This is a genomic window from Provencibacterium massiliense (genome assembly GCF_900169495.1).
Classification (GTDB): domain Bacteria; phylum Bacillota; class Clostridia; order Oscillospirales; family Ruminococcaceae; genus Harryflintia; species Harryflintia acetispora.
Genome location: NZ_FWCH01000012.1, coordinates 1316421 through 1333043 on the forward strand (window position 1 = coordinate 1316421; position 16623 = coordinate 1333043).

A 16623-nucleotide genomic window follows, 5' to 3' on the forward strand; every position below is an offset into this window, starting at 1 on the left:
ACAAAATAAGGCGCGCTGTGAAATTTCCACAGCGCGCCTTGAAAATCCAAGGAAGAATTATTTGGTCCCGTAGATGCGGTCCCCCGCGTCGCCGAGGCCCGGGACGATATACTTGCTCTCGTTGAGCCGCTCGTCGAGCGCGGCGATATAGACCGGCACGTCGGGATGGGCGGCCGTCAGCGCCTCGAGCCCCTCGGGGGCCGCGATGATGCACATAAATTTGATCGACTTTACCCCCCGCTTCTTGACCTGCGAAATCGCGTCGATCGCGCTGCCGCCGGTGGCGAGCATGGGGTCGATCACGATCACGTCCCGCTCGCTGATGTCGCTGGGCAGCTTGCAGTAATACTCCACCGGCAGGTGGGTATCCGGGTCGCGGTAGAGCCCGATATGTCCCACCTTGGCGGCGGGCAGGAGCTTAAGTACCCCGTCGAGCATCCCCATCCCGGCGCGCAGGATGGGCACGAAAGCCAGCTTGCGCCCCGAAATCACCTTGGTCTTGGCCAGGGCGATGGGGGTTTCGATCTCCACCTCCTTGAGCGGAAGGTCGCGGGTGGCCTCGAAGCACATCAGCATGGTCACCTCGGTGATCAGCTCACGGAACTCCTTCGAGCCGGTGTTCTTGTCGCGCATGAGTGAAATCTTGTGCTGGATCAGCGGATGATCCAGGATGACTGGCTGAATGCCCATATCGTTTTCCTCCGTTATTTTAATGTTCGTTTCGCTCCTCGATCGCCGCGATCTTGTCGAGCCGGCGCTGGTGCCGCCCGCCCTCAAAGGCGGTATTTAAAAACAGGTCCACGATCTCGCAGGCGAGTCCGCCCGCGATCACCCGCCCGCCCATGCAAAGGACGTTCGCGTCGTTATGCAGCCGGGTGTATTTGGCGCTGTAGCAGTCCGAGCAGAGCGCCGCGCGAATCCCCTTCACCTTGTTCGCCGCGATCGAGATGCCGATCCCGGTGCCGCAGATCAGGATGCCGCGCTCACATTCGCCGGCATTGATGGCGCCGGTCACCGCCTCGGCGATGTCCGGGTAGTCGCAGCTCTTCCCCTCATAGGTTCCAAAATCCTTGTAGGCCACACCCTGTTCGTCGAGATGGGCCCTGATCTCTTCCTTGAGCGCATAGCCGCCGTGGTCCGCTCCGATGGCTATCATGAATCCGCCTCCTTCTTTTCCTTTTCCAGCAGCTCCCGCTCCGCCTGCGACAGGCGCAGGTAGCTCGGGACGAGCGCGCCGGCCGAATCCCATTCGCCGAGCGCAAGCGCGGCATAGCCGACCGAGGACGCGCGCTGCAGCCTCAGGTGTTCGGGCGAGAGCGCAAGGCCCTCGGTGGTTTCCTGTAAACTATTATAACACAACATGGCCCCGTCTCCAACCAAAAAGAGAGGAGGCTCGACATTTTTTAGCTCCTGCCTTAGCTCCCCGATCGGCCCGGCCCGATCCTCGCAGAGCCTGCGCACCGCACCGTCCTTTAGCGCGAAGAGTGCATAGTAGACCTGGCCCCGCCGCGCGTCAAGCACCGTGCAGGCGGTGCCGCGCATCCCGCGCAGGTTATAAGCCAGGGAGAGCAGGGTGCTCACCCCGCAAAGCGGCACGTGGAGCCCCGCCGCGAGCGACTTTGCCGCCGCGAGCCCGATGCGCAGCCCCGTGAAGGAGCCGGGCCCCTTCGAGACCGCGACGTGGGTGATCTCCTCCGTTTTGGTGCCGGTGGTGTCGAGCAGCTGGCGCACCATCGGCAGCAGGGTCTGCGAATGGGTCAGCCCGCAGTCGGCATAGTATTCCCCCAGCAGGCGTCCGTCCTCGGCCAGGGCGCAGGAGGCCGCCTTGGAGGAAGCGTCGAGTGAAAGCAGCTTCAAAACCGCCCGTCCCCCTTTATGGTGATCACCCGCTCGTCCTCCTTTGCACCGGGGGCGATCTCCACCGTGATGTGGGGAAAGTCCAGCGCAAAGTCGATGTTTTCGCTCCACTCGATGGCGAGCAGGGCGCGCGGGTCGCTAAGATAATCGTAAAAGCCGGTGGAATAGAGGTCGTCCTCCCCCTCGATCCGGTACATGTCGAAGTGGTAGAGGGTGAGGCGTTCGCCCCGGTACTCGTGCACCAGGGCGAAGGTGGGGCTGCTGACCGCCGACTTGATCCCGAGCCCCGCTGCCAGTCCCCGGGTGAAGCAGGTCTTCCCGGCGCCGAGCGTGCCGCGGTAGGCGATTACGTCCCCCGCGCGCAGGCGCTGCGCCATCGTGGCGGCGAGCGTCTCGGTCTCCTGCGGGGAGTGGGTGTGATAGGTCGTCATGCCGCCGCCCCTTTAAAACAGCCCGGAGATGATGCCGTCACCATCCACGTCGATGTGCTCGGCGGCGGGGACCTTCGGCAGCCCCGGCATGGTCATGATGTCCCCGGTGTAGACCACGATGAAGCCGGCCCCCGCGCTCAGGCGCACGTCCTTGACCGAGAGCTCGAACCCCTGCGGGCGGCCCAGTTTCTTCGGGTCGTCCGAGAGGGAATACTGGGTCTTGGCCACGCAGACCGGCAGCTCCGCCTTGCCCAGCGCCTCGATCCCGGCGATGGCCTTTTGCGCGGCGGGGGAATAGACGACGCCCGCGGCGCCGTAGATCTCTCTCGCGATGGTCGCGACCTTCTCTTTGATGGGCGCCTTCTCATCGTAAAGGAGCTTAAAGCATCCCGGCTCTTCGCAGGCCTCGACGACGGCGTTGGCGAGCGCCACGCCGCCCTCGCCCCCGCGCTCGAACACCTCCGAGAGGGCGAAGCGCGCCCCGCGACGGCGGCAGTATTCGGCCAGCAGCTCGAGCTCCCCGGCCGTGTCGGTGGGGAACTTGTTGATGGCGACGATCACCGGCACGCCGTACTTCTGCATGTTTTCGATGTGCGCCTCGAGGTTGCAGAGCCCCGCTCGCAGCGCCTCCTCATTCGGCTCGCCGACCCGGGCCTTCTCCACCCCGCCGTTATACTTGAGCGCGCGCAGGGTCGCCACCAGCACGATGGCGCTCGGGGCGATCCCGGCGTAGCGGCACTTGATGTCGAGGAATTTCTCGGCCCCGAGGTCCGAGCCGAAGCCCGCCTCGGTGATGGTGTAGTCGGCGAGCTTGAGCGCGAGCTTGGTCGCGCGCACCGAGTTGCAGCCGTGGGCGATGTTGGCGAACGGACCGCCGTGCACGATGGCGGGGGTGTTTTCCAGCGTCTGCACGAGGTTGGGCTTGAGCGCGTCGCGCAGGAGCGCCGCCATCGCGCCCTCGGCGCGCAGGTCGCGCGCGTAAACGGGGGAGTTGTCATATTTGTAGGCGACGAGGATGTCGCCCAGACGGCGTTTCAGGTCGGTGATGTCGCTCGCCAGGCACAAAATCGCCATCACCTCGCTGGCGACGGTGATCTGGAAGCCATCCTCGCGGGGGACGCCGTTCATCTTTCCGCCCAGTCCCACGATGGTCGAGCGCAGCGCGCGGTCGTTCATATCCAGGCAGCGCTTAAAGAGGATCCTGCGCGGGTCGATCCCGAGCGCATTTCCCTGCTGCAGGTGGTTGTCCAGCATGGCGCAAAGCAGGTTGTTGGCGCTGGTGATGGCGTGCATATCCCCGGTGAAGTGCAGGTTGATGTCCTCCATCGGCACCACCTGGGCATACCCGCCGCCGGCGGCGCCGCCCTTGATCCCGAACACCGGGCCGAGCGAGGGCTCGCGCAGGGCGATGACCGCCTTCTTGCCGATTTTCTGCATGGCCTGCCCGAGCCCCACGGTGGTGGTGGTCTTCCCCTCGCCCGCCGGGGTGGGGTTGATGGCGGTGACCAGCACCAGCTTGCCGTCGGGCCGGTCCCTTAGCCACGCCATCAGCGCGTCCGAGAGCTTGGCCTTGTATTTGCCGTAGCACTCGAGCTCGTCCTCGCCGATCCCGAGTTTTTCGGCTACCTTGGAAATGGGCAGCATGGAAGCTCCCTGTGCGATTTCAATGTCCGATAACATGATGAACGCCCCCTGTAATTGATATTGGTATCATTATAGCACAATTTTTTGGGCCCGCTATTCCTCCTGCCGGGTGTGAAAGAGGATGTTGTAGTGCACCGTCCGGTAGAAGAGCCTGCGCACCTGCTGCGGGTCGCCCGTCTGCCCGAGCACCCACATCAGCTTGGTAACGGTGGATTCGAGCGTCATGTCGTAGGTTTCGAGCAGGTCGTAGCGCTCCTTTAAGAGATGCCCCACCTCATAGACCGAAAGATCGCTCCCCTCCTGCGGCACCTGGGTCGCCATCACCACCGTCTTGCCCGCCGCGATCAGCCTGTCCAGCGCCTCGAGATACTGCGCGGGTATCCCGCCCACGCCGTAGCTTTCCAAAATCAGCCCGTCGCACAGCTCCCCCACCGCCGAGAACGCCTCGGGCGGCAGGCCGGGGATCAGCTTGAGCAGGAAAACCCGGGTGTTGAGCCGGTGGTAAAAACGCGGCTCCTCGGGCTGCGCCGCCGGGATGTAGCGCACGATGTGCCCGTCGCGGATGGTGGCGAGGTCGGGGAAATTGATGGATGAAAAGGCATTATAGCTCTTCGAGCGGGTCTTGCGCGCGCGGGTGCCAACGATGACGTGCCCGTTGAAGCAGAGATAGACCCCCTGCAGGTCCGAGCAGGCGCAGCGCAGGCTGTCGAGGAGGTTGGTCTTGGCGTCGGTGATCTCCTCGTCGATCGGGAGCTGCGCGCCGGTGAGGATGACCGGCTTCTGGCAGCGCTGCAAAAGATAGGACAGGGCCGCCGACGTGTAGGCGAGGGTATCGGTGCCGTGGCAGATGACGAACCCGTCGTAGGCGGCGTAATGCTGCTCGACGAGCGAGGCGAGCAGCAGCCAGTGTTCTGGGCGGATGTTTGTGCTGTCAAGGCAGAGCGGCTGCAGGCAGTCCACCGAACACAGCGCGCCGAAGTCCGGCAGGAAGCGCAGCATCTCCTGTGGGCTCAGCTGCGGCGCGAGCCCATTTTGGGTCTTTTTTGAAGCGATGGTGCCGCCGGTGGCGATCAGCAGGATTTTTTTCATTCTTTTCAGCAGTCCTTTTTTCATTCTGAGCCCCATGATAGCACAAATGCCGCGCGCGCACAACCTTTGCCTGCAGGGCCCAACGCGCTGCCGCGGCCCCGGCGCCTTTTCAAAAAACAATTGATTCGGGCTGGGATTTGTAATACAATGAAATAGACCGGTCACCGGGCGGCGATGGAGGCCAAATTATGAAAAAGAACATCCTGATGCGCACCAATTTCCTGGTCTGCCTGATTATTGTGGCGGGCTTTTTGGGGACCGCCATCCTCAGCTACCGCACCAACTACAGCGCCTCGCTCCAGAGCATCGAGCAGGTCTCCGACCTGACGAGCGAGGGGATCTATTACCAGATGACCTCCACCTTTGCCAAACCCGTCAACGTCTCGCTGACCATGGCCAACGACAGCCTGCTGCGGGACTTCCTCTCCGAGGAGGCCGGTCACCTCGACGACGGTGATTATACCGAAACCCTGCAGGGGTTTCTTTCCGGCTACCGGGATAAATATGGCTACGATTCGGTTTTCCTGGTCTCCACCGCCACCGGGCGCTACTATAATTTTAACGGCCTGGACCGGGTCCTCACTCAGGGAAACCCGGAAAACGACTGGTACTACAACCTGTTGGAGAGCGGGCTCGATTACTCGATGAACGTGGACAACGACGAGGTCGAGGGGGCGCAAAACGAGGTCACCGTCTTCGTCAACTGCCAGATCAAGGACCATGACGGCACGGTCATGGGGGTCGTGGGGGTCGGGCTGAGGATCGACAACCTGCAGGAGATGCTGCTCGATTACGAGCGGGACTACGGCGTCGGGGTCTACCTGATCGACGAGGAGGGGAGGATCGAAATTTCCTCCCGATACTCCGGCTATGAGCAGCGCAGCCTGTTCGAGCTGCGGCATTACGACGCCCGGGCGCGCCAGGAGGTGCTGGGCTGGAGGCAGGAGGAATCCCCCAACCGGTTCTGGACCTCCGACCTCGACGGGAAGCCGAGGAGCAATTATATCGTCTCCCGCTTCCTGCCCGAGCTCGATTGGCACCTGGTGGTCGAGCGGGACACCGCCGCGCTGGTGGCCGACCTCAACCGCCAGATGAGGCTGACCGTGCTGATCATCTCGGTCATCGTGGCGGGAATCCTGGTGGTCATCACCCGGGTGATCCGCTCCTTTAACAGGCAGATCGTCGCCCTGGCCCAGTCGATCGAGCAGGAGCGCCGCACCATCTTCGAGCAGGCCACCGGCCAGCTGTTCGAGAACATCTACGAGCTGGACATCACCCACAACCGGGCCGCCAACGAGGAGACCGAGCGCTACTTCGAGAGCCTGGGCGCGCCGGCGGGCACTCCCTTCGACAAGGCGCTGCAGATCATCGCCCAAAAGCAGATCAAGGAGGAATACCGCGAAGGGTATATCGGGACCTTCTGCCCTCAAAATGTGATCCGCGCCTATGAGAGCGGCGAAGAGACCCTGCGCTATGAATTTATGATCACCCGGGACGGGCTCACCTACTACTGGATGCGCATCACCGCCCGTCTGGTGCACCTGGACAGCGACAACTCGCTGCACATGCTGACCTACCGGCAGAACATCGAACCGGAAAAGCAGCAGGAACAGCGCCTGCAGCTGCTGGCCCTGACCGATGAGATGACCGGCCTGCTGACCAAGTCGGCCACCCAGCGGCGGATCGAAAAACTGCTTTACGACAGGCCGGGCGAGCTGTTCGCCTTTTTCATCTTCGATATCGACAACTTCAAGCAGGCCAACGACCTCTTCGGCCACGCCTTCGGCGACGGGGTGATCAAGGAGTTCACCCAGGTGATCCGCAGCCACTTCAGGAGCGGCGACGTGCTCGGGCGGATTGGCGGGGACGAGTTCGTGGCCTTCCTGTCCATCCCCGAGGAGCGCTTCGCGGCGGATAAGGTCAAGGCGCTCTCCCGCGACCTGGACCGCTCCTACGCCTGCGGCGGGAAGAGCTGGCACATCTCGGCGAGCATCGGCGTGGCCTTCGCCCCGCGCGACGGGCGCGACTTCGCGAGCCTCTATCAAAACGCCGACGCCGCGCTCTATCAGACCAAGGCGCGCGGCAAAAACGGCTTCACCCTTTATGAAAGCGCGCACTGACAGCCTTGCCGCTTGGGGCGGGCGCCATCCCGGAGGGTTTCCCGCGGGCGCCCGCCTTTTCATTATTTCCTGCAGGAGCGCTGTCGCGGCGTTACAGTAATAGAAACGGCGCAGCCGGCCTTGGGGCCGCGCCGGTCTGCCATATAGAGCCAAACGATGGAGGTAGCCATGACGATAAAAGAATGCTTCGAGAACCTCGGCGCGGACTATGACGATGTGCTGCGCCGGATGGGCACGCAGGAGAGGCTCCTGCGCTTCCTTTCCAAGTTCCCGCAGGACCCGAGCTTTTCGCTGCTCTGCGGCGCCTATGAGCGCGGGGATGCCGGGGAGGCGTTCCGGGCGGTGCATTCCCTCAAAGGGGTCAGCGTCAATCTCGGCCTTTCGTCGCTCTACGCCTCGGCCTGCGCCCTGACCGAGGAGCTGCGCGGCGGGACGATTACCCCGGCCTCGGCCCCCATGCTCGAGCATCTGCGGCAGGACTATGAGGCCACCATTGCCTGTATCCGGGAACTGGAAGCCTGAGGATACAAAAAAGGAAGAGGGCCAACATGAAAAACCTGATACTGATCGTGGATGACACCGAGATGAACCGCTCCCTGCTCGCGGACATGCTCGGCCCGGACTACGAGATCCTGGAAGCGGCCAACGGCGTGGAGGCGGTCTCCCTTCTGTCGCAGCGGCATGGGGAAATCTCCCTGGTGCTGCTGGACATCGTCATGCCGGAGATGGACGGCTTCGAGGTCCTGTCGCTGATGAACCGCAACGGCTGGATCGAGCACATCCCGGTGATCACCATCTCCTCGGAAACCGCCTCCACCTACATCGACCACGCCTATGACTTGGGGGCGAGCGATTACATCAGCCGGCCCTTCGACGAGAAGACGGTGCAGCGCCGGGTGCGCAACACCATCATGCTCTACTCCAAGCAGAAGGTGCTCGAAAGCATGGTGGCCGAGCAGATCGTGGAGAAGGAGCGCAACAATTTTTTGATGGTGGAGATCCTCTCCAACATCGTCGAATTCCGCAACGGGGAAAGCGGGCTGCATGTGCTGCACATCCGCACCCTGACCGAAATCCTGCTGCGCAATTTGCAGGAGATCAGCGGGCGCTATCCCCTTTCCGCCGCGCGCATGGCGCTGATCGTCAACGCCTCGGCCCTGCATGACATCGGCAAGATTTCGATCCCCGAGGATATTCTCAACCGCCCGGGCAGCCTGTCTCCGCAGGAGTTCGAGGTGATGAAGACCCACTCCCTCATCGGCGCGCAGATCATGGAGGACGCGCTGCAGCGCCACCACGAAGAGCTGTTGCAGATCGCCTACAACATCTGCCGCTGGCACCACGAACGCTGGGACGGTGAAGGCTACCCCGATGGGCTGATGGGGGACACCATCCCCATCGAGGCGCAGGTGGTGGCGCTCGCGGACGTGTACGACGCGCTGACCAACGTGCGCGTTTACAAGCCCGCCTACCCGCATGAGACCGCCATGAAGATGATCCTGAGCGGGGAGTGCGGCGCCTTCAACCCCCTGCTGCTGGACTGCCTGCGCAAGGTCGGGCCCTACCTGGAGGAGGAATTAAAGCTGCGCTCCCTGGGCGGGATCAACGATGCGAGCATCCAGGAGCTTTCCAGCCAGATGATCGCCAGCGGAAAAATCTCCAACCGCACCCTGACGCTGCTCGAGCAGGAGCGGATCAAGTACCAGTTCTTCGCCTCGATGTCCAACGAGATCCAGTTCGAGTACAGCTATCAGACCAGCCTGCTCTCCCTCTCGGAATGGGGCGCGCGCCAGCTCGGGCTGAGCGTGCTCATCGAGCATCCTTCCAACGACGCGCAGCTGCAGCAGGTCTTTTCCGCCCAGGATTATGCCGACCTGCGCCGCCGGCTGCAGGAGGTCACGCCGGAAAAGCCGATCGCCAGCGCCTCCTATTGCCTGCATGTCAAGGGGGAGGACCGCTGGTACAAGGCGGTCGCCCGCCCGCTCTGGGAGGGGGACGAGGCGGGGAAGATCGTGGGTGTGATCGGCAAATTCGTGGACGTGCACGAGGAGCAGCTTCGCCTCGAGCATCTCAAAAAGCTGGCCGAACAGGACTCTTTAACCAAGCTGAGCAACCACTCCTCGGCCCGCAACTGGATCAACCGCGCGCTGGCACTGGACGGCAAATCCTTCGCACTGGCGCTCTTCGATTTGGACAACTTCAAACAGGCCAACGACCAGTACGGGCACATGTTCGGCGACCAGGTGCTGCAGCATGTGGCCAGGATGATTCAGAAGAGCGTGCGCAGCGGGGACATCGCCGCGCGGGTCGGCGGGGACGAATTCCTCCTGTTTTTGGAATACCAAGGGAACATTGAACCGATCGTGGAGCGGATTTTCGGTACGCTGCACGGCAAGTTCCAATCCTTCGAGGTCTCGGTCAGTATGGGGATCGCCCTCTTCCCCCAAAACGCGGGCGGGTACGAGCAGCTTTTCCACGCGGCCGACCAGGCGCTGTATGCGGCCAAGAAAAACGGCAAGGACCGCTATTGCTACTATGACGACGAATCCATGCAGGAGCTGATGAGCGTGCTCTCCCCGATGGATCACTAAATATGGAGGATTATCCCCCCGCTCTACTGGGGTATTTATCCACACAAAAGCGCCCGGAAGAAAATTCCTTCCGGGCGCTTTCATTCTGTCCAGTCCAATGTTTTTTGAAAGATCTGCTCCCGATGCCCCTCAAGGGATTTCCTTTCGTCGATCCTTACAAAGCCGTATTTTTCATAAAGTCCCTTCTCGCCGCTGACGAGATAGACCGTTTCAAACCCCAAGCCGTCCAGGTACCGGCAGGCGCAATCAATCATCCTTTTACTCAGCCGTCTGCCGCGATGGTTCTCCCCTACAAAAACAAAGCTGATATAGGGCGAATAGGCGACGTTTGGGATGCAGTCTTTCTTGGAGACGGTGCAATATCCCGCGATCTCATCCTGCTGGGTGGCAACGAACACCCTCTCCCATTCTGTAAAATGGCAGTTTTCCATTTCAGCCGCCAAATACTTCCCTGCCCGCCACGAACAGCCGCGCGCATATTCCGTCGTGCGAAGCCACAACTCATCGCCCGGCTGGATACATTGAATTTCCATGTTTCGGCTTTCACCTCCGGCAACGATTTACGTTTTAATTGCAATAAAAAACCGCTTAAACGAATGTTTAAGCGGTTTTGGCGGAGAAGGAGGGATTTGAACCCTCGCGACGGTTACCCGCCCTACGCCCTTAGCAGGGGCGCCTCTTCGGCCACTTGAGTACTTCTCCATGGTCAAAGTGAAGGGAACGCGGGCACAGGGGCCCGGCTCCTCACAATGTTAAGTTTTGGTTACTGAGTGCCGCAGCGATGTGGTTCTCCGTGCCTCTTGGCGACGGCATGCGATCCATTGGAAGCAGTCAATGGAGAGGAAAGGGGAAATCGGGACCTCGAGCGGTCGGCGCCAATCGCGAGAAAATTGGCGGAGAAGGAGGGATTTGAACCCTCTTGAAAGTTACCCGCGCTTCGAATCCTTCTTCGCCACTCTTCAAAAAAGAAAGTGGCTCAGAGAGTGGGATTCTACCCGCGGCGGCAAAACCTGCCACCGGCAGCTTTTGACCGCGCTGCGCGCGGCAACCGCCTGTTCGAATCCCTCTCTGCCAAGTCTCTTCAAAAAAGAAGTGGCGGAGAGAGTGGGATTCGAACCCACGGCCCTTTCGGGTCACTGGTTTTCAAGACCAGCTCCTTAAACCGCTCGGACATCTCTCCATCTACGGCATGTCAGCCAAAATATAATATCACAATTTACCAGCCGTGTCAATAGAATCCATCCAGGAGTTTGTCCGCTTTTCCTCTTTGCGGCGATTGAGTTTCCCTGTAAAATGGTATATACTAGTTTTGTCAAACTATTGTTCTTTATACAACTTTGTGCGGAAAGGGATTCGGTATGCAGCAGGAATTGGAGCAGCTCAAGGGCGAGGTCGAAGGAATCGTCTATTATAACGAGGACACCGGCTTCTCCGTCCTGGATTTCGACGTCGGCGGCGAGCTCGTCTGCGTGGTCGGCGAGTTTGCCGACATCAACGAGGGCGAAGGGCTGGTGCTGCACGGCTCCTTTGTGCATCACCCCACCTACGGGCTGCAGTTCAAGGCCGTCGCCTGCGAGCATCAGATGCCCTCCTCCGCCAATGCGATTTTAAAATATCTTTCCTCCGGGGCCATCCGCGGAGTGGGCCCGGTGTTGGCCAAGCGCCTGGTCGAGGCGTTCGGCGAGCGCACCCTCGCCGTCATCGAGCAGCAGCCGGAGCTTCTTCGGCAGGTCAAGGGGATTTCCCCGCAGAAGGCCGACAAGATTTACGAGGAATTCCAGCACATCCACGGACTGCGCGCGGTGATGCTCTACCTTTCAAGGTTCGGGATCTCCCCCTCGGACGCGGTCAAGATCTGGAAGCGCTGGGGCCTTTCGACCCAGGAGACCATCGGCAAGAACCCCTACGAGCTGTGCTGCGAGGAGATCGGGCTGCCCTTCCAAAAGGCCGACGAGATCGCCGGAGAGCTGGAGTTCGACGCCGAGAGCCCCGAGCGGCTGCTCGCCGGGATCGAATATGTGCTGCGGGAGAATCTGCTTTCGGGGCACACCTGCCTGCCGCGGGACAAGCTGGCCAGCGTCGCCTGCCAGGTACTTGACTGCGACGTGTCGCTCTGCGAGTGGGCGATCAGCCGCTCGATCGAGGAGGAGCGCCTGATTTCCTGCCCCTTAAACGGGCGGGAATACGTCTACCAGCCGCCCTTCTTCCTGGCCGAGCGCAACATCGCCTCCCGCCTCTCCCTCATGAAGCTCAGCGAATACGCCCCGGATATCGACTTTGACGCCGAGATCGACCAGCTCGAACGCGAGCAGGGGCTCACCTTCGCCGCGCTCCAGCGCGAGGCGATCCGTTCGGCACTCTGTCACAGCATCTCGATCCTGACCGGCGGCCCCGGCACCGGAAAAACCACCACCTTAAACGCCATCATCACCCTCTTCGAGGGGCAGCGCCAGAAGGTGGCCCTCGCGGCCCCCACCGGCCGGGCCGCCAAGCGCATGAGCGACATGACCGGGCGGGAGGCCAAGACCATCCACCGGCTGCTGGAGGTGGACCCCCAGGACATGCAGCGGAGCAAGTTCCGCCACAATGAGCGCAACACCCTCGGGTACGACGTGATCATCCTCGACGAGGTGTCGATGGTGGACACACTGCTTTTCGACTCGCTCCTGCGGGCGATGAAGCTCTCCTGCCGCCTGGTGCTGGTCGGGGATGCCGACCAGCTGCCCAGCGTGAGCGCCGGGAACATCCTCTACGACCTGATCGCCAGCGGGCAGGTCCCGGTGGTCAAGCTGACTGAAATCTTCCGCCAGGCGCGCAGCAGCCTGATCGTGGTCAATGCCCACAAGATCGTGCTCGGCGAGGCACCGGACCTCTCCAAAAAGGACAACGACTTCTTCTTCCTCCCCCGCCAGTCCGACGCCCTGTCGCTCCAGACGGTGGGGGAGCTCATGCACACCCGGCTCCCCAAGGCCTACGGCTATTCCCCGCTGTGGGACATCCAGGTCATCGCCCCGACCCGGGTGGGGGCGCTCGGCACCGCCGCGCTCAATGCGCATTTGCAGACGCTGCTCAACCCCGCCTCACCCGATAAGCGGGAAGCCACCTTCATGGGGACCGTCTTCCGGGAGGGGGACAAGGTGATGCAGATACGCAACAACTACGACATCCCCTACACCCGGGACGACGAAAGCAAGAACACCGGCGTCTTCAACGGCGATATCGGCGTGATCGAAACCATCGATCGGGCCAGCCTCACCCTCTTCATCCGCTATGAGGACCGCCTGGCCGAGTACAGCTTCGAGCTGCTCGAACAGCTCGAGCTGGCCTATGCCATCACGGTGCACAAAAGCCAGGGCAGCGAATTCGAGGCGGTCATCCTGCCGCTGATGAACTACCGCTCCAAGATGTATTACCGCAACCTGCTCTATACCGCGGTCACCCGGGCCAAGCGCCTGCTGGTCCTGGTCGGGAGCGCCTCGGCGGTGGGGTATATGGTGGAAAATAACCTGCGCACCGTGCGCTACACCGGGCTTTGCGACTTCCTGCGCGACGGGAGCCCCGCCGGTATCGGCCTTTGATGATGGGAGGTCCGCATGGATATTTTAAAACGGATCGGCGCGATATTTTACCCGCCAAGGTGTATCTTCTGCTCCCGGGTGGTACACTATAACGAAACCTGTTGCCCGGATTGCAGGGCCCGGCTGCCACAAGGCAGCGAGCCCTTTTTCTACAAAGGGGTGGTGCGCGAGCGGCTGATTTCCTTCAAGTCGGTGCGCCACCGCGAGCTCGGCCACGCCTTCGCCCTGCTGGCCGCCCCGGGAGTCAAGGCGGCGCTCGGGGAAACGCGCCCGCTGGTCTGCTGCGTGCCGAATTTTGAGCCGGAGCAGCGGCGCGTCTACAACCCCGCCCGGGTCTTTGGCCGGGCACTGGCAAAGGAACTCGGGCTCCCCTTCGAGGGGGCGCTGCTGATCCAGACCCGCAAAAAGCAAGCACAGCATATGCTCTCCGCCCGGGAGCGGCTGCATAACGTCGAAGACCTTTTCGCCGTCGCGCTGCCCGAGCTTAGCGAGGGGCGGGACATCCTGCTTTGCGACGACATCATCACCACCGGCGCGACCCTAAATGCCTGCGCGAAGGCGCTCCTGGAAGCGGGCGCACGCCAGGTTTTCGGCGCCGGATGCGCGCGCTCCGAGCAGAGTGCCAATTTGCGCGGCGGTGAGAAATCCGGTTGAACATTGGCACAATATGGTGTATACTGTTCATATTGGGACGGGAACGGCCCGTTCATTTTTCTCTGGAGGTAATTATGGCTTCGATCGACATTGGAATCGACCTCGGCACCGCAACGGTGCTGGTTTATGTGGGAAATAAGGGAATCGTGCTCAAGGAGCCAAGCGTGGTCGCGGTCAACGTGAACACCGGTGAAATCCTCTCGGTGGGCGAGGAGGCCTACCAGATGATTGGGCGCACGCCCAACAACATCCGGGCCATCCGACCGCTCGAGGACGGGGTGATCTCGGATTACGACACCACCGAGCAGATGATCAAATACTTCCTCAAAAAGGTCAGCAGCGGCGCCATGCTGCGCCCGCGCGTTTCGATCTGCGTCCCCTCGGGGATCACCGAGGTCGAGTCCAACGCGGTGGTGGACGCGGCCGTGTCGGCCGGCGCGCGCAAGGTCTATCTCATCGAGGAGCCGGTCGCCGCGGCCATCGGCGCGGGGATCGACATCACCAAGCCCAACGGCATCCTGATCGTGGACGTGGGCGGGGGGACCTGCGACATCGCCATGCTCTCCCTGTCCGGGATCGTGTCCAAGACCTCGATCAAGATCGCCGGCAACAAGTTCGACGAGGCGATCATCCGGCACATCCGCAACAGCTACAACATCCTCATCGGCGAGCGCACCGCCGAGATGATCAAGCAGGAGATCGCCAATGTCTTCGTGGCCGACCCCAACGTGACCGCCACCATCAAGGGGCGCAACCTGGTCAACGGCCTGCCGCAGAAGCTGGAGATTTCCCAGGCCGACCTGTACGCGCCGCTCCACGAGCTGGCCATGCAGATCGTGCGCTCGATCCAGCAGGTTCTCGAGCACACCCCGCCCGAGCTGGTGGGCGACGTGCACGTCAACGGCGTGCTGATGACCGGAGGCGGCTCGCTCATCCAGGGGCTCGACGAGCTGATCGAGGACACTTTGCACATCAAGGCGCGGATCGCCGAAAACCCGGTCGAGTGCGTGGCCATCGGCACCGGCAAGAGCTTCGCCTTCCTCGGCGAGCTGCAGGACGGCTTTGTCGGTGCGCCGACCCACAAGCACTGAATACGGGGCACATACTTTCTAAAAATCAAATTTGCAGGCCGTTGGCTTTCTCAACGGCCTGCAAATCTTTTTTAAAGGTACCGCCTCACCCGCTTCATATAGTTCAGATAGGCATCCCCGAACTTTTCCTTGCACCATCTCTCCTCCGAGCGGATGATCCAGTGCGCCGAAATCTGGAAAACGAGCAGGGACAGAAGCAGCGGCAGGGAGCGCGTCAAAATGACGCAGCCCAGAAAATAAATGAAATACCCGACATACATCGGATTGCGGGATACCCGGTAAATGCCGCCCGTGTTTAGTCCATCTTGGCCAGGCCGGGCAAACTGGACGGTGGATACGGCCAAAACGGCAACGCCCAGAAGATAGACGGCAAGGCCGGTAAAAAATCCCGGCTTCCCGGCTTGCACCTTCAAAGTCAGCGGATAGAGGATTAAAACGGCGTTTGAGATTTCATAAAACCAGAAGGCGGTCTTCTCCCCGCCTTCCAGCGGGGCAAAATGAGCGGCGCTGCGCAGTGCCTCCTGATTCATTATCCCGAGCAAACCGAACCTGATGAGAAAAAGCGGGACGATCAGCAAAAACGCATTCACGCAGGCCGCCTCCCTTCTTCTCTATACTCTAAATTCACACGGGCGGCCTGTCAAGCCGACCGCGATAAATTTTTTAAATTTCCTCTTGACTCTCCCCTTAGGGGAGGCTGTAGGATGGTTTCACAAGGAGGGAGCAGAATGTACCGGATCGGAGAATTTTCCAAAATGAGCAAGACCACCATCAAGACCCTGCGCTATTACGACGAGGCGGGGCTGCTGCGGCCCGCATGCACCGACCCGGCGACGGGTTACCGGCTCTACACCACCGATCAGCTGGTGAGGCTGCACCGCATCCAGGCGCTGCGCCAAGTCGGGCTGTCCATTGACGAAGTGCGCCTGATTTTGCAGGGGTCCTCGCAGGAGCCCTTCCTGCAACGGCGGCGTGCCCAGCTCACGCGGGAACTTTCGGCCGACGAGGACATGCTCTCCCGAGTTGAATTCATGCTAACCAACGAGGAGGATTTTTTCATGAACTATCAAGCCATCATCAAGGAATTGCCCGAATGTATCGTCTACTCCAAGCGCATGACCATCCCCAGCTACGACTCCTACTTTTCGGTCATCCCCGCCATCGGCGAACAGGTTTCCGCGAAGTATCCCGACCTGCGCTGCACCACGCCGGAATATTGCTACGTCGTCTACCTCGACGGCGAGTACCGCGAGCGGGACATCAACCTCGAATTCTGTGAGGCGGTCGATCAGCTGAAGGAGGATTTCGAGGACATCCACTTTAAGAAGATCGCGCCGGTCACCGCCGTCTCGGTGATGCACAAGGGCCCCTATGCCGGGCTCTCGCAGGCCTATGCCTTCGCCATGCGCTGGATGGAGGAGAACGGCTACACCCCAACCGAGAACCCGCGGGAGAGCTACATCGACGGGATCTGGAACAAGGAGCAGGAGGCCGACTGGCTCACCGAGCTGCAGTTCCCCATCCAGAAGAAATAACCGAAAGCAAGCGGGCTGTAGAGAAAATCTACA

Annotated in this window: 15 protein-coding genes and 2 tRNA genes; 7 read left to right on the plus strand and 10 right to left on the minus strand. The window is 61.3% G+C overall.

What is annotated here, in order from left to right; translation table 11 throughout:
• Nucleotides 1-57: 57 nt before the first annotated feature.
• Genes upp through B5477_RS11400 form a run of 6 tightly spaced genes read right to left on the minus strand, consistent with a single transcriptional unit; the run spans nt 58 to nt 5045 of the window.
• The gene (gene upp, locus B5477_RS11375) at nt 58-690 is read right to left on the minus strand and encodes a uracil phosphoribosyltransferase (RefSeq protein ID WP_079699796.1); all 633 of its coding nucleotides are present in this window, start codon (nt 688-690) and stop codon (nt 58-60) included.
• Nucleotides 691-709: 19 nt separating this feature from the next.
• Nucleotides 710-1156 carry a ribose 5-phosphate isomerase B gene (gene rpiB / locus B5477_RS11380; protein ID WP_079699797.1) on the minus strand — a complete coding sequence of 149 codons (447 nt, stop codon included), beginning with the start codon at nt 1154-1156 and terminating at the stop codon, nt 710-712.
• Complete coding sequence (gene tsaB / locus B5477_RS11385; protein ID WP_079699798.1) at nt 1153-1857, minus strand: tRNA (adenosine(37)-N6)-threonylcarbamoyltransferase complex dimerization subunit type 1 TsaB; 705 nt, start codon at nt 1855-1857, stop codon at nt 1153-1155. The genes rpiB and tsaB overlap by 4 nt, the downstream gene beginning before the upstream one ends.
• Entirely contained in the window at nt 1854-2288 is a 435-nt protein-coding gene (gene tsaE / locus B5477_RS11390; RefSeq protein ID WP_079699799.1) for a tRNA (adenosine(37)-N6)-threonylcarbamoyltransferase complex ATPase subunit type 1 TsaE, read from the minus strand. The genes tsaB and tsaE overlap by 4 nt, the downstream gene beginning before the upstream one ends.
• Before the next feature lie 12 nt (nt 2289-2300).
• Nucleotides 2301-3968 carry a formate--tetrahydrofolate ligase gene (locus B5477_RS11395; protein WP_079699800.1) on the minus strand — a complete coding sequence of 556 codons (1668 nt, stop codon included), beginning with the start codon at nt 3966-3968 and terminating at the stop codon, nt 2301-2303.
• Between the two features lie 57 nt (nt 3969-4025).
• Nucleotides 4026-5045 (minus strand): asparaginase, encoded by a 1020-nt coding sequence (locus B5477_RS11400; protein WP_242942191.1) that lies wholly within the window; start codon nt 5043-5045, stop codon nt 4026-4028.
• A 164-nt stretch (nt 5046-5209) separates the two neighbouring features.
• Between B5477_RS11400 and B5477_RS11405 the strand changes: the two genes are divergently transcribed.
• The 3 genes from B5477_RS11405 to B5477_RS11415 all read left to right on the plus strand — a co-directional run bounded on the left by B5477_RS11405 (nt 5210) and on the right by B5477_RS11415 (nt 9732).
• Complete coding sequence (locus B5477_RS11405) at nt 5210-7141, plus strand: sensor domain-containing diguanylate cyclase (RefSeq protein ID WP_079699802.1); 1932 nt, start codon at nt 5210-5212, stop codon at nt 7139-7141.
• Nucleotides 7142-7309: 168 nt separating this feature from the next.
• Nucleotides 7310-7663 carry an Hpt domain-containing protein gene (locus B5477_RS11410; protein WP_159449020.1) on the plus strand — a complete coding sequence of 118 codons (354 nt, stop codon included), beginning with the start codon at nt 7310-7312 and terminating at the stop codon, nt 7661-7663.
• A gap of 26 nt (nt 7664-7689) precedes the next feature.
• On the plus strand, nt 7690-9732 hold the full coding sequence (locus tag B5477_RS11415) for a bifunctional diguanylate cyclase/phosphohydrolase (protein ID WP_079699804.1): 2043 nt from the start codon (nt 7690-7692) through the stop codon (nt 9730-9732).
• 80 nt (nt 9733-9812) lie between these two features.
• Here B5477_RS11415 and B5477_RS11420 read toward each other — a convergent pair whose 3' ends face one another.
• From B5477_RS11420 to B5477_RS11430, 3 genes are all read right to left on the minus strand, one after another.
• Complete coding sequence (locus B5477_RS11420) at nt 9813-10265, minus strand: GNAT family N-acetyltransferase (RefSeq protein ID WP_079699805.1); 453 nt, start codon at nt 10263-10265, stop codon at nt 9813-9815.
• Nucleotides 10266-10343: 78 nt separating this feature from the next.
• Nucleotides 10344-10434 (minus strand) — tRNA-Ser (locus B5477_RS11425).
• A gap of 391 nt (nt 10435-10825) precedes the next feature.
• Nucleotides 10826-10912, minus strand: a tRNA-Ser gene (locus tag B5477_RS11430).
• Nucleotides 10913-11090: 178 nt separating this feature from the next.
• Between B5477_RS11430 and recD2 the strand changes: the two genes are divergently transcribed.
• The 3 genes from recD2 to mreB all read left to right on the plus strand — a co-directional run bounded on the left by recD2 (nt 11091) and on the right by mreB (nt 15055).
• Nucleotides 11091-13310, plus strand: a complete 2220-nt coding sequence (gene recD2, locus B5477_RS11435; protein WP_079699806.1) for an SF1B family DNA helicase RecD2 — start codon at nt 11091-11093, stop codon at nt 13308-13310.
• A 15-nt stretch (nt 13311-13325) separates the two neighbouring features.
• On the plus strand, nt 13326-13964 hold the full coding sequence (locus B5477_RS11440) for a ComF family protein (RefSeq protein ID WP_079699807.1): 639 nt from the start codon (nt 13326-13328) through the stop codon (nt 13962-13964).
• A 74-nt stretch (nt 13965-14038) separates the two neighbouring features.
• Nucleotides 14039-15055, plus strand: a complete 1017-nt coding sequence (gene mreB / locus B5477_RS11445; protein WP_079699808.1) for a rod shape-determining protein — start codon at nt 14039-14041, stop codon at nt 15053-15055.
• 71 nt (nt 15056-15126) lie between these two features.
• Here mreB and B5477_RS11450 read toward each other — a convergent pair whose 3' ends face one another.
• A complete protein-coding gene (locus B5477_RS11450; protein WP_079699809.1) occupies nt 15127-15645 on the minus strand; it encodes a methyltransferase family protein in 519 nt (172 codons plus the stop codon).
• 138 nt (nt 15646-15783) lie between these two features.
• Between B5477_RS11450 and B5477_RS11455 the strand changes: the two genes are divergently transcribed.
• Entirely contained in the window at nt 15784-16590 is an 807-nt protein-coding gene (locus tag B5477_RS11455) for a MerR family transcriptional regulator (protein WP_079699810.1), read from the plus strand.
• Nucleotides 16591-16623 lie beyond the last annotated feature (33 nt).